The organism is Rhizobium sp. BG4, assembly GCF_016864575.1.
In the GTDB taxonomy this organism is placed as follows: Bacteria; Pseudomonadota; Alphaproteobacteria; order Rhizobiales; family Rhizobiaceae; genus Rhizobium.
In genome coordinates this window covers 2,466,094-2,480,316 of record NZ_CP044125.1, presented here as the reverse complement: position 1 = coordinate 2,480,316, position 14,223 = coordinate 2,466,094, and the positions used below count along the sequence as shown (strand labels likewise).

The 14,223-nt window shown below is 61.6% G+C and carries 14 protein-coding genes and 1 pseudogene; 6 read left to right on the top strand and 9 right to left on the bottom strand.

Annotated features, from left to right (window positions below; all coding sequences use genetic code 11):
- Positions 1-90: 90 nt before the first annotated feature.
- Together F2982_RS12600 and F2982_RS12595 are read left to right on the top strand one after the other, a co-directional pair.
- Positions 91-273, top strand: a pseudogene (locus tag F2982_RS12600) (CrpP-related protein); the annotation flags it as partial.
- 208 nt (positions 274-481) lie between these two features.
- Positions 482-1,027 carry a hypothetical protein gene (locus tag F2982_RS12595; protein ID WP_203428023.1) on the top strand — a complete coding sequence of 182 codons (546 nt, stop codon included), beginning with the start codon at positions 482-484 and terminating at the stop codon, positions 1,025-1,027.
- A 5-nt stretch (positions 1,028-1,032) separates the two neighbouring features.
- Here the strand turns inward: F2982_RS12595 and F2982_RS12590 are convergent, their stop codons facing one another.
- Complete coding sequence (locus F2982_RS12590) at positions 1,033-1,731, bottom strand: hypothetical protein (RefSeq protein ID WP_112719692.1); 699 nt, start codon at positions 1,729-1,731, stop codon at positions 1,033-1,035.
- Positions 1,732-1,938: 207 nt separating this feature from the next.
- Between F2982_RS12590 and F2982_RS12585 the strand changes: the two genes are divergently transcribed.
- The gene (locus F2982_RS12585; RefSeq protein WP_199628995.1) at positions 1,939-2,496 is read left to right on the top strand and encodes a tyrosine-protein phosphatase; all 558 of its coding nucleotides are present in this window, start codon (positions 1,939-1,941) and stop codon (positions 2,494-2,496) included.
- 64 nt (positions 2,497-2,560) lie between these two features.
- On the top strand, positions 2,561-3,058 hold the full coding sequence (locus F2982_RS12580) for an MgtC/SapB family protein (RefSeq protein WP_203428022.1): 498 nt from the start codon (positions 2,561-2,563) through the stop codon (positions 3,056-3,058).
- A 33-nt stretch (positions 3,059-3,091) separates the two neighbouring features.
- On the opposite strand, the gene F2982_RS12575 is transcribed toward F2982_RS12580, so the two are convergent.
- Both F2982_RS12575 and F2982_RS12570 read right to left on the bottom strand, forming a co-directional pair.
- Positions 3,092-3,271, bottom strand: a complete 180-nt coding sequence (locus tag F2982_RS12575) for a hypothetical protein (protein ID WP_203428021.1) — start codon at positions 3,269-3,271, stop codon at positions 3,092-3,094.
- Positions 3,272-3,302: 31 nt separating this feature from the next.
- A complete protein-coding gene (locus tag F2982_RS12570) occupies positions 3,303-3,536 on the bottom strand; it encodes a hypothetical protein (RefSeq protein ID WP_203428020.1) in 234 nt (77 codons plus the stop codon).
- A gap of 401 nt (positions 3,537-3,937) precedes the next feature.
- Here F2982_RS12570 and F2982_RS12565 point away from each other — a divergent pair, with 401 nt between their 5' ends.
- Positions 3,938-5,035: a DUF475 domain-containing protein gene (locus tag F2982_RS12565; RefSeq protein WP_199628991.1), complete on the top strand. Its 1,098-nt coding sequence runs from the start codon at positions 3,938-3,940 to the stop codon at positions 5,033-5,035.
- Positions 5,036-5,137: 102 nt separating this feature from the next.
- On the opposite strand, the gene F2982_RS12560 is transcribed toward F2982_RS12565, so the two are convergent.
- The 6 genes from F2982_RS12560 to F2982_RS12535 all read right to left on the bottom strand — a co-directional run bounded on the left by F2982_RS12560 (position 5,138) and on the right by F2982_RS12535 (position 12,844).
- On the bottom strand, positions 5,138-5,305 hold the full coding sequence (locus F2982_RS12560) for a hypothetical protein (protein WP_165402725.1): 168 nt from the start codon (positions 5,303-5,305) through the stop codon (positions 5,138-5,140).
- A gap of 173 nt (positions 5,306-5,478) precedes the next feature.
- Positions 5,479-7,371, bottom strand: a complete 1,893-nt coding sequence (locus F2982_RS12555) for a methyl-accepting chemotaxis protein (RefSeq protein ID WP_203428019.1) — start codon at positions 7,369-7,371, stop codon at positions 5,479-5,481.
- Between the two features lie 266 nt (positions 7,372-7,637).
- Positions 7,638-9,155, bottom strand: a complete 1,518-nt coding sequence (locus tag F2982_RS12550) for a tripartite tricarboxylate transporter permease (RefSeq protein WP_112719699.1) — start codon at positions 9,153-9,155, stop codon at positions 7,638-7,640.
- A gap of 12 nt (positions 9,156-9,167) precedes the next feature.
- Positions 9,168-9,659, bottom strand: coding sequence for a tripartite tricarboxylate transporter TctB family protein (locus F2982_RS12545; protein ID WP_112719700.1), 492 nt, complete (start codon positions 9,657-9,659; stop codon positions 9,168-9,170).
- Positions 9,656-10,600 (bottom strand): tripartite tricarboxylate transporter substrate binding protein, encoded by a 945-nt coding sequence (locus tag F2982_RS12540; protein WP_112719701.1) that lies wholly within the window; start codon positions 10,598-10,600, stop codon positions 9,656-9,658. Before F2982_RS12540 ends, F2982_RS12545 begins: the two co-directional genes overlap by 4 nt.
- A gap of 318 nt (positions 10,601-10,918) precedes the next feature.
- Complete coding sequence (locus F2982_RS12535; protein WP_203428018.1) at positions 10,919-12,844, bottom strand: HAMP domain-containing methyl-accepting chemotaxis protein; 1,926 nt, start codon at positions 12,842-12,844, stop codon at positions 10,919-10,921.
- A gap of 419 nt (positions 12,845-13,263) precedes the next feature.
- On the opposite strand from F2982_RS12535, the gene F2982_RS12530 reads away from it, so the two are divergent.
- Complete coding sequence (locus tag F2982_RS12530; RefSeq protein WP_203428017.1) at positions 13,264-14,223, top strand: acetylxylan esterase; 960 nt, start codon at positions 13,264-13,266, stop codon at positions 14,221-14,223.

Genomic DNA, 14,223 nt, shown 5'->3' with positions numbered 1-14,223 from the left:
CGGGGATGAGTTCGGCTTTTGTGGACATTAGTAAAGGGAAATGTTTCCTTGAACGGGTCGGCTGAGGGGCCGGTGGTTGAGGGCACGCATATGGAAATCGAAGAGCTGCTGAATATGCAGGAGCGGGGCATCCGCGACCGCATCCTGGGATGCCGGCTGAGTGACAACCCTATGTCGCACCCGGAATTCATGCCCATCTGGGACGCTGCAGCCCTCGAAACTTGGTACGCGCGTTATGAGGCATGGCGTTTTGGCTGGTCGATGGAAGACGCCAACCGCCAGCACTGAAGAGATAAAGAGGGCGGCTGCCGCCAAGGCGCCCCCGCTTCCTGGAACGGGCCGCGATCCCCTGTAGCGGCCCGTTTCATTTTTGCCTGCCATCTATCTTTGCGGGTCTCGAAGGCTTGAACAAAGCAAAATTCCGACACACAAACATGCCAGTCACAGATCAGACGAGCAGCATGACAGGATTTGCAACCTTATGAGACGACTGATTACCGCCGCGGCAGCCCTCTCCGCAGCCACCATTTCCGCCTTTGCCTTTGCCGGTTCGGCCTCCGCCCAATCCCAGAACTTTCCGAGCGCAGGCGTTACCACGCTGGCCGGCCGATGCTCCAAGCTTGTCGTCGGCAAGCTCGATGTTTCCAAGCCCTGCAAGAACGAGATCGCGGCCGTGGCGCTGCCGAACGGCGACGTGACCTTCATCTTCACGGCACAGGGCAAGATGCTGGGCTTCCAGGGTGACGGCAAGGCGATCAAGCCGGCCTCGAACGGCAATGCCCGGATCCCGCTGACGCTGGTGACCACGGGCGTCGGACAGAAGATGACCGGCGAAGTGAAGGTTGCCGGCAGCTGCACCTTCGGCAATCCCTACGGCGGCAAGCCGGTAGCGATCGAATGCACCGCCGAGAGCAAGGACAGCACCTTCGCTGCCAATTTCCAGACTAACGGCAAGGCGCCGGTTCAGCCGAAGGCGCCCGCCGCAGCAGTAGCGCCGACACCCGAGGCCAAACCCGCCAAGAAATAATCAGATCAGGCGCACCAGGCGCCGCCGGCGCCTGGCTTGCGTGCCAGCCCCTCGTTCGTGAGCTGCGCGCCCAACGAACGGCCGTCGCGGGAAATCACCCGCGGGGCGCCGTCATTGCCGCCCTTGCCGGCCGTATTCATGGTGAAGGGTCCGGCATTCAGGAACTTGAAGACACGCGATTTGGCGGCAAAGCCGAGGCGCCGCTCGTTTTCGCAGCGCGCGTTGGTGACATCTGGCACCAGCGCATCGGCAACGACGATCTTCTCGCCCTTGTACCAGAACACCCCGCCATCACCGACGCAGTTCACATGCTCGCCCTGGCCGCAATAGCCGAAGGCAGCCTTGCCGCTTAGCGTATCGGCCGGCGATGCCTTGACCGGCTGGGCGGCGGGCACGGGCACATCGGCCGGCGGCAGCGGACGCTGCGGCTGAGCGAGTGCAACGGCCGGCTTCGGCTCGGCAGTCCTCGTTTCCGCAGTCTTGGGCGCTGTGGCCTTCGGAGCATCCGGCTTGATTGCAGCCGTGATCGTCGAGACATCGGGTGCGCGGGCCAGCATCGGCTTCACGCTTTTCCAGTTGTCGTGCGCATAGATGCCGCCGACGGTCAGAATGCCGATCGCCGCCCAGGGCAGGATGCCGCTGCCGCTGCTCTTGCTGCGTCCCGATGATTTGCGGCTACGGCCGCGAGTCGCTGTCTTCGCCATTGTCCCGAATCCCGTGAGTGGCCGGATTATTGGACGGCAATCCTTTCCGAAAGGTTGGCGAACGGCATGGCTATGCACAGGCTTCTGCGGACGCTGGACAACGAAGCGGAACAAGGTCTATCTGAGAATAATATGCGTGCGGTCTGGCATCCGTCACATTGAGCCCCCATTTGGGTGGCTAGTCGCGCGTAAAGCAACCGGTGTCTGATGCGTTATCTGTCCTTCATAGCCTGGCCCGCAGGCGCCATCCTCGGATTGGCGGCCCTTGTCGGCGCGCATGCGGCACTCGGACAGGCGACGGGTAATTTCCATGAAGTGATCGCTGGAGAGCTCTACCGCTCAGCGCAGCCGAGCGGCGCCGATGTCAACGCCTACGCGAAGAACCACGGCATCCGCACCATCCTGAACCTGCGCAACGAAAAGCGCACGGAATGGTACACCGACGAACAGAAGGCGGCGGCCGACAACGGCATCACCCTGATCGACTTCCCGATGTCTTCGTCGCGCGAATTGCCGATCGCGGAAGCGCAGAAGCTGGCAAAGATCATGGCCGATGCGCCGAAGCCGCTTCTCATCCACTGCGAACACGGCGCCAACCGGACCGGTCTTGCCTCGGCAATCTATGTCGGCGCCGTCGAGAAGATGAGCGAGACCGCCGCCGAATTCCAGCTCAGCCCCTATTACGGCAATTTCGCCATCAAGGGCCTTGGCCGCTACGCCATGTACAGCTCCTGGGACAAATACGAAGAGACGATCGGTTTCTGAAGCCGAACGAAGGTGACCTGCCGGCGTTAGTCAGCGAAGAATTCTTCGCTGGAGAACTGAAGCCATGGACCTTGTCTTTGCCGACATGTTTCCCGAGTCGCGCATCCACTACCCTGTTATCTTCGCCCGCATGATCGGCGCGGTCATCCTTGGCGGCCTAATCGGCATCGAGCGCGAGGCCCGTGATCACCCGGCGGGCTTTCGAACGCATATCCTGATCAGCCTCGCCGCCGCCCTCTTCGGCATCATCTCGATCGAGGCCGTGCATATGCCCGGCATTGCCGACGACCAGCAGGTCCGCATCGATCCGCTCCGCGTCATCGAAGCGGTGACGGCCGGCGTGGCGTTTCTGGCTGCTGGAATGATCGTCTTTGCCCGTGGCCGGGTGAGGGGACTGACGACAGGGGCAGGCATGTGGCTGTCCGGCGCGATCGGTCTCGCCATGGGCTTCGGCTACTGGCCGATCGCCTTCTTCGCCACCGTGGCGGCCGTCTGCGTTCTCTATGCCTTCGGCAAGATGGAAAAGCGCCTCTCTGCTTCCGACGAGAAAGATCACCACTAGAGAAAAAGCCCGGCTGGGCCGGGCTCATCTACATCAATTGCGGATCGATCTTTCCTGATCGAGGGATGGCGAAGCCTTCGGTTTCGCCTTGATGCCTTTCCAGGCAACGCTGCCTCTGCGCTCATCCTTGCCGCTGTCTTCGGCTGTGCGGATCATCCGCCATTCTTCTTCATGCTGGAGATAGATGTCCTGCGGCACAAGACGAGTGTCCATTCGCGTATCACCTTTCATAGTGGCTACTGGCTCAGCGCTTGTTCTTGATGGCATCGGCGGCAATATCCGGACCGCCCTTGGAAAGATCGCTGCCGCTCACATGCGCGGGGACATGAACATCATGCACCGGCGATTGCGGCAGGGTGAGATCCACCTGATGCGGCGGCAGCACCTGTGCCTTCTGCATGCGGTTCGGGCGTGCCCGCTTCATGCGGTCGGCTGCCTCGGTTCTCTTGTCGGGGGAGTGGGTCGAAGTCTGCATCATCGGCCTCCTTATCATCGCACCCGCGATGCATCGCATCGCTCAACCTCATTCAAACGGCCGGGGCTGCGTAAGGTTCCAAAGAAAATCGTGCTGGGATCAGACGTCTTCCCTCTTGACTGCCTGTATAAGTTGATTACCTAAGCGCTGATCTGTCGCCGCAGAGATGTGCGTGGTTGCCCCCCATGCGAAAAACATCGGCGATGGATAAACACTGGTGCCGGGCCCCTCTGGCGAGAGTTTTTACGGCGCTCTCGTGATGTCGGTACCGCCTGCAGAGAGCCGGCGGATTTTCAATCGATGAACAAGTTCACCATGCCTTTCGCGCATGCCCGTTCTGGCATGCCGCGTTCCTCCACGACACCCAATGTCAAAAACGATGTCCGCACGAATGAGGTGCGGCCATGAACCAGGCACAAAGCCATAAGTCGACCCTCGGATATTTCCGCTGGTCCTTCATCATCACCGCAGTCGGCCTGGCGCTCGGCGCCATTCTCGGCTGGCAATCGACCGGCACGATCGGCGGCATGGCGACCGTCTTCTTCATCTGCGCGGTTCTGGCCGTGCTGGAGATATCGCTCTCCTTCGACAACGCCATCGTCAACGCCAACAAGCTCAAAGAGATGACGCCGGAGTGGCAGCATCGCTTCCTGACCTGGGGTATCGTCATCGCCGTCTTCGGCATGCGTATCGTCTTCCCGCTGGCGATCGTCGTCATCGCCGCCGGTATCGGCCCGATCGACGCGATCATCCTCGCGGCCCGCGAACCGGCCGAATATGCCCGCATCATGAACGACGCCCACCTGCCGATCGCAGCCTTCGGCGGCACGTTCCTGATGATGGTCGGCCTCTCCTACTTCTTCAACCACGAGAAGGATATCCACTGGATCTCCTCGCTGGAGCGGATGATGTCGCGCGGTGCGGCCATCAAGGGCATCGAGATCGCTGTCGTTCTCCTGCTCATCCTGCTCTTCTCGTCGCTTCTGGAAGGCGAGGAAGCCACCACCTTCGTCTATAGCGCGATCTATGGCCTAGTGACCTTCCTGGCTGTCGAAGTCATCGGCGGCCTGCTGGATGCCTCGCAGCGGGCGATGAGCGAAGCCGCCCGCGGCGGTCTCGGCGCCTTCATCTATCTGGAAGTGCTGGATGCCAGCTTCTCGTTCGACGGCGTCATCGGCGCCTTCGCCCTGACGCAGAACCTCTTCATCATCGCCATCGGCCTTGGCATCGGCGCCATGTACGTTCGCTCGATGACGATCATGCTGGTCGAAAAGGGAACGCTGACGGAATACCGCTACCTGGAACACGGCGCGTTCTATGCGATCCTGATCCTGGCAGTGATCATGTATGTCCAGACGCTCTACCACATTCCTGAGGTGATCACCGGTCTCGGTGGCGCGACGCTGATCGGCATCTCGCTCTGGTCGTCGATCCGTCATAACCGCAAGGAAGCAGCGGAAGGACTTGCCCACGGCCATCACGCCAAGAGCGTGGAAGCCTGATAGCAGGACTGCGGCGGGGCATCAGCCGCAGTCACCAAGATAAAAATAAAGCCCGCGACCAACCGGTTGCGGGCTATTTTCATGCGTAGGTTTCAGCGGCGCTTAGCGGCGGATGTGATCGAACACATCGGCGTCGATGCCGAGCGTCTTCAGATGACGGCCCTGCGGACGGCGGCCTGCATCGACTGCGGCGCTGACTGCATTTGCGGCACCAATGACGGCGAAGGCGCGGCCAAGGAAACCTTCACGGATGGACTTAACGTAGGACATTGTCTTCTCGCTTTAGCTTCATTATTGACTGCTCACATATGGTGCATCGCAACATCTACCACAAGTCGCGGAAATTCAGCGCTGCCATGCAAAAACGCCGATGCGGCGGCCGAAATGCAAAAGCCCGGCCACATGAGAGCCGGGCTTCGATCGCGTTCAGGCTGTGGTGAAACTCAGAATTCCGACCATTCCTGCTTCAGTGCGGCGTTGCCCGAAGTTGCATAGCGCGCCGCACGCGGAGCCGCCTCGCTGACCGCCCTTGCGGCAGGCGCAGCCGCCTGCTGCTGGCCGAGCCTGAACCTGCCGATCAGGTCGCGCAACCGGCCGCTCTCGGTGGCAAGTGTGGCACCGGCCGCACTTGTCTCCTCGACCATCGCGGCATTTTGCTGGGTCACCTGGTCCATCTGGTTGACGGCAGCGTTCACCTCGTTGAGGCCGAGAGACTGCTCGCGCGACGACGTGGCGATTGCCTCCATGTGGCGGTTGATGACGGCAACGTGCTCGCCGATCGCCGTCAGCGCATCGCCGGTCTCGCGCACCAGCCGCACGCCCGCCTCGACTTCGCCCGTCGAGGCGTCGATCAGCGACTTGATCTCGCGTGCCGCCTGGGCGGACCGCTGCGCCAGCTCGCGCACCTCCTGTGCAACAACGGCAAAGCCCTTGCCCGCCTCGCCGGCACGCGCAGCCTCGACACCGGCGTTCAGCGCCAACAGGTTGGTCTGGAAGGCGATATCGTCGATGACGCCGATGATGTTGGAAATCTGGCTCGACGACTGCTCGATGCGCTCCATCGCCCGGACTGCATCGGAGACGACGGCGCCAGACTTCGCGGCGCTCTCATTCGCCTCAACGGCAACGACCTTCGCCTCTTCGGCACGCTTCGAGGAATTGGCAACGTTCGCCGTGATCTCGTCGAGTGCCGCCGCCGTCTCCTCCAGCGAGGAGGCCTGACGCTCGGTTCGCTGCGACAGGTCGTCGGCGCTCTGGCTGATCTCGCGGCTGCCGCTGTCGATCGACGAGGCGCTGGCGGAAACGGCGCGCAGAACCTCAGCAAGCTGTGTCACCGAGCCGTTGAAATCGGCACGAAGGGATTCGAAATCTTCCGCGAAAGGCTGGTCGAGCTGGAAGGACAGGTCGCCGGATGCCAGATGCTTGAGACCATTTCCAAGGCCCGACGTCGCCTGGCGCATCTGCTCGGCCCTGATGCGATCGCTTTCGGCCGTGCGAAGCCGCTGCTCTTCGGTGAGATGGCGCTGCTCGGCCCCTTCCCGCTCCAGCCGCTTGTTGGCGACTGAATTGGCACGGAACACCTCAACCGCCGCCGCCATGTCGCCGATCTCGTCGGTACGCCCGGCAAAGGGAATCGCCGCCTCGTCATTGCCGCCGGCAAGTACGCGCATCGACGCCGTGATCGCCTCGATCGGCCGCGCAATACCGGCAATCGCAAAGACCACCGAGGCAATGAGGATGGCAAGGCATCCGGCAATCAGGCTGCAGGCGAATACCAGCGTCGACCGGAACACGTCAGCACCCTGCTGATGGATTTTCTCGGAGCTCGCCGTGTTGAAGTCGAGCAGTTCGTTCAGATGGGCGCTGGCATTGTTCATCGCCGTGCGCATCTCGCCGGAAAGCGAAGCCTTGGCCTCCGCATCCTTGCCTGCCGAGGAAAGCTCGACCATGTGTTCGGACGCCTTGCGATAGGCATCGATGCTGTCTTCGATAGACTTGATCAAGTCTGCGCCCTTCGGCGTCGAGATCAGCGGATGATAGGTCTCCAGCTGCTTCTGAAGCGCGCCGTTCCGCTCGGCAATCAGCGCTTCGGCAGATTTCATCTCCTCAGGCGTCGAAGCCAGGATGTGCTGCGAATAGGCGTTGTCGAGCTGGTAGAAGGCGCTCTCGATGCTTTTGCCCGTCGAGATCTTCGGGATCCAGTTCGTGGCGATCACCTCGGTCTGGCCGTGCAGCATGCTCATGCTGCTGATCGCCATCCATCCAAGCAATGCAAACATGATCGCGACGGCGGCGAAAATGGCAGACAATAACATCTTGATGCGGGGGCGCTTCATCGAATGATCCTAAAATGAAAATATGAAAGTATATGACATCAGCAATAGAAATACGAAGATGCGACATCATATACGATTCTTATCAAAGTAATGGCTGAGGGATTAAAACAGAATTAACTCTAAGAGGTCGCCAATACCGCAAATTTCACTAGCGAAATTTATGGAATACAAAGCGGTCCATCCAATCATCTTGCAGTCAAAACGGAAAAAAAACCGGCCCGCTTGCGCGGGCCGGTTGGCAGGTAGGGGTTAGTGGCGTCTTTTTGTTAGTCTTCGTTTGCAGCGAGCTGGGAAAGGACCTGCCCGCGCCCGCGCAACCGAAGAATCAGCGGAATGATGAAGGCCGCTGCCGCAACGAGCAGAAGGCCTGCCGCGATCGGCGACATCACCAGCGTCGTCAGGTCGCCCTGGCTGATCGACAGCGCACGGCGCAGCTGCTGTTCGGCAAGCGGTCCGAGGATCAGGCCGACGACGACAGGCGCGATCGGATAGCCGAAGAGACGCATGATGTAGCCGAGCACGCCGAAGGCGAGCAGCATGCCGAGTTCGAAGACCGACGGGTTGGCGCCGATGGTGCCGAGCGTCGCAAACAGCAGGATGCCGGCGTAGAGCCACGGCTTCGGGATGGTCAGCAGACGCACCCAGAGGCCGATCAGCGGCAGGTTCAGAACCAGCAGCATAGCGTTGGCGAGCAGCAGCGAGGCGATCAGCCCCCAGACGAGCTGCGGATTGGTCGCAAACAACAGCGGACCGGGCTGTAGGCCGTATTGCTGGAAGCCGGCGAGCATGATCGCAGCCGTCGCCGAGGTCGGCAGGCCGAGCGTCAGCAGCGGCACGAGCGTACCGGCAGCCGATGCATTGTTGGCAGCCTCGGGACCGGCAACGCCTTCGATCGCGCCCTTGCCGAACTCTTCCGGGTTCTTCGACAGGCGCTTCTCGGTGGCATAGGAGAGGAACGTGCCGATTTCGGCACCACCGGCCGGCATCGCGCCGATCGGGAAACCGATGACCGTTCCGCGCAGCCACGCCTTCCAGGAGCGGCTCCAGTCCTGCGCCGTCATCCAGAGCGAACCCTTCACGGCCTCGATCTTGTCGGCAACCAGATTGCCCTGGGCAGCGATGTAAAGCGTCTCGCCGATCGCGAACATCGCAACGGCAAGCGTCGTCACTTCGATGCCGTCAAGCAGATCGGGAATGCCGAAAGAGAGACGCGCCTGGCCGGTCTGCTGGTCGATACCGACCATGGCCAGCGCAAAGCCGATGAACAGCGACGTCAGACCGCGCAGCGCCGAGTCGCCGAAAGCAGACGATACCGTGACGAAGGCAAGGATCATCAGCGCGAAATATTCGCGCGGACCGAAGACCAGCGCCAGCTTGACGATGTAGGGCGCGATGAAGGCGAGGCCGAGCGTCGCGATCAGACCCGCGACGAAGGAGCCGATGGCGGCCGTCGCAAGTGCCGGTCCGCCGCGTCCGGCGCGAGCCATCTTGTTGCCCTCGAGCGCGGTGACGATCGACGAGCTTTCGCCCGGAGTGTTCAAGAGGATCGAGGTCGTCGACCCGCCATACATGCCGCCGTAATAGATGCCCGCGAACATGATCAGCGAGCCGCCCGGATCGAGCTTGTAGGTGGCAGGCAGCAGCAGCGCGACGGTCAGCGCCGGGCCGATGCCCGGGAGAACGCCGACAGCGGTGCCGAGCATGACGCCGATGAAGGCGAAGAGCAGGTTCATCGGCTGGAATGCAACCGCGAGACCCTGAAGAAGGAATTCGAAAGTGCTCATGGGGGCTGCACCTTAGAAGAACAGATGTTCAAGCCAGCCGGCAGGCAGCGTCAGCTGCAGCAGCTTGGAGAAGATCATCCAGACAATGAAACTGAAGACGATACCAACAGGGATCGAGATCCACAGCTGGCGCTTGCCGAAGCCGCGCGCCGTCAGGCCGAAGAGCAGGCCGGTGGCGATCGAGAAACCTGCGGTGCGCAGGAAGATCATCTGACAGGCCAGACCCGCGACGACCCAGAGAACCGGCGGAACTTCCTGGCGCTCGCGCTCCGGGAACTCGCCACGCCAGGCTTCCGCGACCGTCCACAGACCGAGAGCGGCAAGACCAAAGGCGACGAACTCCGGCACTGTCGCCGGACCGACGCGGTCATACTGCGCAATCGCGCTCAGATGAGACGCATCCCAGAATATCACGCCCGAGATTGCGAACAGAAAGACGGCAATAGCCAGCGCCGCCCAATCAGGGCGGCGCTTCGTTGCCGAGGGGGTGTTACCCTCGCTCATTTTACCAGTCCAATCTCTTTGAGAATGCCTTCGGTCGCCGAAACGTCCTTCTCGAGCTGAGCCTTGAACTCATCGCCCGCGAGGTAGGTGTCAGCCCAGCCCTTGGTCTTCAGCGTTTCCTGCCAGCCGGCAGACTTGTGCAGCTTTTCGACGTCGGCAGCGATAACCTTGACTTCCTCGTCCGTCAGACCGGGAGCGGCTGCAACCATGCGCCAGTTCTGGATCGACACATCGGTGCCGGCTTCCTTCAGGGTCGGTGCATCGATGCCTTCGAGGCGAGCGTCGCTCGAAACGGCGAGAAGGCGCAGCGTGCCGGCCTTAACCTGCGATTCGAACTCGCTGTAGCTGGAGATGCCGGCCGTGACCTGGCCGCCGAGAATAGCGGCAAGCGCTTCGCCGCCGCCGGAGAAGGCGATGTAGTTGACCTTGGTCGGGTCGACGCCCGAAGCCTTTGCGATCAGGCCGGCCGTGATGTGGTCGGTACCGCCGGCAGAGCCGCCGCCCCAGGAGACCGAGCCGGGATCGGACTTCAGCTTGGCAACGAGATCGGCCATGGTCTTGATGTCGGACGATGCCGGAACGACGACGGCTTCGTATTCGCCGGTGAGGCGGGCGATCGGCGTAACGTTGGCGAGCGTGATCGGTGCCTTGTTGGTTAGGATCGCGCCGACCATGACGTAGCCGCCCACGATCAGCGTGTTCGGGTTGCCGGCGCTCTGGTTGGCGAACTGCGCCAGACCGATGGTGCCGCCGGCGCCCGGTACGTTCTGAACCTGAACGTTGCTGGAAATGCCTTCCTGCTGCATCACCGACTGCAGCGAACGGGCCGTCTGGTCCCAGCCGCCGCCCGGCGCTGCCGGAGCGATGATCGTGTAATCGGCCGCAACGGCCGGCAGCGCGATGGCGGCTGCAAAGAGAGTGGCGATAAATGTATGTTTCAAGACGTGTCCTCCTTGAGCGCGGGCTTTAAGCCGCGTCATTGCTGTCAGGGATCGGGGGAAGCACGGCCGCCGGCGAAAGAGCGATCGATCGCAAATGAACGGCAAGTCCTCCCGAAACTTCCTCCGCCTCCACGGAGAAGAAGTGTCCGAAAGCACCACAAGAAGCTGTCATTTAGCTGACATCGCCACCTATCCAGTGTCCGTTGACACTTTTTTGCCGCAATTCTTTCGCCCGGGCACCCAAACGGCAACGGCCGGCCCGCCTTTCAGCGGACCGGCCGTTCGATCGAATTACGATCTGTTTTCAGACAGTTGGAATTAGAATTCCGACCATTCCTGCTGCACGGCGGCGTTGCCGTGGCTGCGATAGACCGGTGCAGCGGCCTTCGGCGCGCTGCGGGCCATTGCAGAGGCCGTGCGGCGCAGAGCTTCGGCGTCGGAAGCACCCTGATGGTGATCGCCGGCCAGCTTGAAGTTGGCGATCAGGTCGCGCAGGCGGACTGCTTCGGAGGCGAGCGTCGCGCTGGCGGCATTGGTTTCTTCCACCATCGCCGCGTTCTGCTGGGTTACCTGGTCCATCTGGTTGACGGCGCTGTTGACCTCGGAGAGACCGGTCGACTGCTCACGGGACGACGTGGCGATCGCATCCATGTGCTGGTTGATCGAGACGATCAGCCCCTCAATGGTCTTCAGCGCATCGCCGGTTTCACGCACCAGCTGGACGCCGCCCTGTACTTCGACGGACGAGTTGCGGATCAGGTCCTTGATCTGCTTGGCGGCTTCCGCCGAGCGCTGAGCAAGCTCACGGACTTCCTGGGCGACGACGGCGAAACCCTTACCGGCTTCACCGGCACGCGCGGCTTCGACACCGGCATTGAGGGCCAGGAGGTTGGTCTGGAAGGCGATTTCGTCGATGACGCCGATAATGCTGGAGATCTGGTTCGACGACTGCTCGATCTTCTGCATCGCGTTGACGGCGTTGGAGACGACCTGGCCGGAGCGGGCAGCGCTTTCATTTGCCTGGATCGCCACCTGGCGGGCCTCGTCGGCGCGCTTGGAAGAGTTCGAGACGTTGACGGTGATCTCATCGAGCGCCGCTGCCGTTTCCTCGAGCGAAGCGGCCTGCTGTTCCGTGCGCTTCGAGAGATCGTCCGCACCGCTGCCGATTTCGCGGGTACCGGTGCCGATCGCGCCTGCCGAAGAGGAGATCGCCTTCATCGTGTTGGCAAGCTGCATGACGGCGCCGTTCAGGTCCTGGCGCAGCGGCTCGAAATCAGGCGCGAAGGCTTCGTTGAGCTGGAAGCTGAGATCGCCATTGGCAAGGCGCTTCAGGCCAGCCGCAAGACCGGCGGTCGCTTCGCTGAGACGTGCCTGGGCAGCGCTTTCGGCGTCACGCGTCAGCCGTTCGCGGTCGGCTTCGGCCTGGGCGCGGTTGGCTTCCGCATCGGCCTGCAGCTTTACGTTCTCGATCGCAGCCTGACGGAACACTTCGACGGCCTTTGCCATCTCGCCGATCTCGTCGCCGCGATGGGCGTCGGCAACCGTCATATGCGTATCGCCGTTGGCGAGGGCGCGCATCGAACCGGTGATCCGGCCGATCGCATTGGCAATGCCGGCAATGCCGAAATAGGCTGCACCGCAGACGAGCAGCGCGCTCATGCCGAGAATGACGCTGAGCAGCAGCAGTGTGCGGCTGAATTCCGAACGGTTTTCGGCAGCGGCACTGGCGGCCAGTGCCTGGTTCGACTTCACGACCTTGTCGACGCTGGCGGCCAGCTCGTCGGCGATCGGGCCGAGATCCTTGTCGAAGGCATCGATTGCCTTCTGCTTTTCGCCGGCCTGGAGGAGCGCAATCAGGTTGTCGCCCGCGGAGACATATTTGGAGGACGTATCGTCGATCGAGGCGAAGGCCTCACGCTCGGCGTCGGTATCGACCTGATCCTTGAAGTCGGCAACGGCCTTCAGCAGCGCTGCCTGCTTCGACTTGATCTTCTTCACGAAGCCATCCGGACCGCCTTCGGTGCGGCCCATGACGTAGTCACCGTAGGAGCCGCGCAGCGAGTAGCGCGCCAGCTGGATATCGGTCGCCTTCGAAACGCCCGGCAGATAGCTGGTCGCGAAGTCGTCGGCATTCTCGTTGAACGTGTTGAGGCTGCGCAGCGAAATAAAGCCGGTCAGGCCGAACAAGACCGCGATGACCGCGAATATCGCCACCATCGATGTTTTTACGTTTGGACGCTTCATGAAAAAGAACCTCTGAAAAAGGGGGCCCCGCGCTCTCGCGCTCCCCCGCCCCGTCATTGTGGAGAGATATGATTTGCAGCTTCATGCCGCCCGCACGGACATTCTGACGGCCCCGCGCAAGCCGTTTCATATCGAGAATAACCACCGGTTTTCGATTAATTTTCGCTAAATGCGACACAGAAAAAATAGTAATAAAAACAAAGAACTTGTAAAATCAGATGTAAAAAAGCGGCATTTTCGGCGACACTCGGCCGAAGTAAGTTTTTCTTACTTTCAGAGTAAAATTTTCTTTTGCGGGATCCGCATAAATATTATCACTTGAGAATATGCGTAAGTATAAATTCCCGCTCTCACCCAGCTTCAAAATAGCTGGATCAAAGCCGCTTGCGCACATCAGACTTTCGGGAAATGAATGTGCCATGAGCATCCCGAAGCAACATCCGTTTCCCTTCGATCCCACCTACGGCGCCACCCTGTCGGCGCTGCAATCGATCCGTCCGCCGGAAGCGCCCGATGGCTTCGATGCTTTCTGGGAAGAGCGCTACTCCCGGGCACTCACCATCGACCCGAAACCTGCCGTTTCGCGCAACGAGACCGGGCATGCCCGCTGGCACGTGCTGGATATCACCTACGCCTCGACGGACGGCGTGACGATCGGCGGATGGCTGCTTTTGCCGAAGCACGGACAGGTGCGCCGCGGCCTCGTCGTCGGTCATGGCTATGGCGGCCGCGATCAGCCGGATCTCGACATGCCCGTCGAAGACACCGCTGTACTGTTCTTCTGCGCCCGCGGCATGTCGCGAAGCGCCCATCCACCGATCCCGAATGAGGCCAGCGGCCATGTGCTGCATGGCATCGAGAGCCGCGACAGCTATGTCATCGGCGGCTGCGTCGAGGATATCTGGCTTGGCGTCTCGGCGCTGATCGCACTCTACCCTTGGCTCGATGGCGCAATCGGCTATTCCGGCGTCAGTTTCGGCGGCGGGCTGGGCGCCCTGGCGATCCCCTTCGACCGGCGTATCGACCGCGGCTTCCTGACTGTGCCGACCTTCGGAAACCGGCCGCTCTGGCTGCGCCTACCGACCGTCGGCAGCGCCGATTCCGTGCAGCAATATCAGCGCAAGCACGGCAGCGTTCTGGAAACCGTGCGCTTCTTCGATGCCGCAACGGCCGCAACGCGCATCCGCGTGCCGATGCTCGTCGCACCCGCCCGGTTCGATCCTGCCGTGGCACCCCCCTGCCAGTTTTCCGTCGCCAACGCTCTGCCGGGCGAGAAGGAGGTTTTCATCCTCGATGCCGGCCATTTCGACTATGACAGCGCGGCCGAACAGAATGACGAGCTGAGGGGCCGGACCGCCGCCTTCTTCAAGGGACGCTGA

Excerpts from the sequence above, each read along its gene's own strand:
- F2982_RS12580 (WP_203428022.1), top strand. The coding sequence starts at position 2,561 with ATGGACCTTGTCTTTGCCGACATGTTTCCCGAGTCGCGCATCCACTAC.
- F2982_RS12575 (WP_203428021.1), bottom strand. The coding sequence starts at position 3,271 with ATGGACACTCGTCTTGTGCCGCAGGACATCTATCTCCAGCATGAAGAA.
- F2982_RS12535 (WP_203428018.1), bottom strand. The coding sequence starts at position 12,844 with ATGAAGCGTCCAAACGTAAAAACATCGATGGTGGCGATATTCGCGGTC.
- F2982_RS12565 (WP_199628991.1), top strand. The coding sequence starts at position 3,938 with ATGAACCAGGCACAAAGCCATAAGTCGACCCTCGGATATTTCCGCTGG.
- F2982_RS12560 (WP_165402725.1), bottom strand. The coding sequence starts at position 5,305 with ATGTCCTACGTTAAGTCCATCCGTGAAGGTTTCCTTGGCCGCGCCTTC.
- F2982_RS12555 (WP_203428019.1), bottom strand. The coding sequence starts at position 7,371 with ATGAAGCGCCCCCGCATCAAGATGTTATTGTCTGCCATTTTCGCCGCC.
- F2982_RS12545 (WP_112719700.1), bottom strand. The coding sequence starts at position 9,659 with ATGAGCGAGGGTAACACCCCCTCGGCAACGAAGCGCCGCCCTGATTGG.
- F2982_RS12550 (WP_112719699.1), bottom strand. The coding sequence starts at position 9,155 with ATGAGCACTTTCGAATTCCTTCTTCAGGGTCTCGCGGTTGCATTCCAG.
- F2982_RS12585 (WP_199628995.1), top strand. The coding sequence starts at position 1,939 with ATGCGTTATCTGTCCTTCATAGCCTGGCCCGCAGGCGCCATCCTCGGA.
- F2982_RS12595 (WP_203428023.1), top strand. The coding sequence starts at position 482 with ATGAGACGACTGATTACCGCCGCGGCAGCCCTCTCCGCAGCCACCATT.
- F2982_RS12590 (WP_112719692.1), bottom strand. The coding sequence starts at position 1,731 with ATGGCGAAGACAGCGACTCGCGGCCGTAGCCGCAAATCATCGGGACGC.
- F2982_RS12570 (WP_203428020.1), bottom strand. The coding sequence starts at position 3,536 with ATGATGCAGACTTCGACCCACTCCCCCGACAAGAGAACCGAGGCAGCC.
- F2982_RS12530 (WP_203428017.1), top strand. The coding sequence starts at position 13,264 with ATGAGCATCCCGAAGCAACATCCGTTTCCCTTCGATCCCACCTACGGC.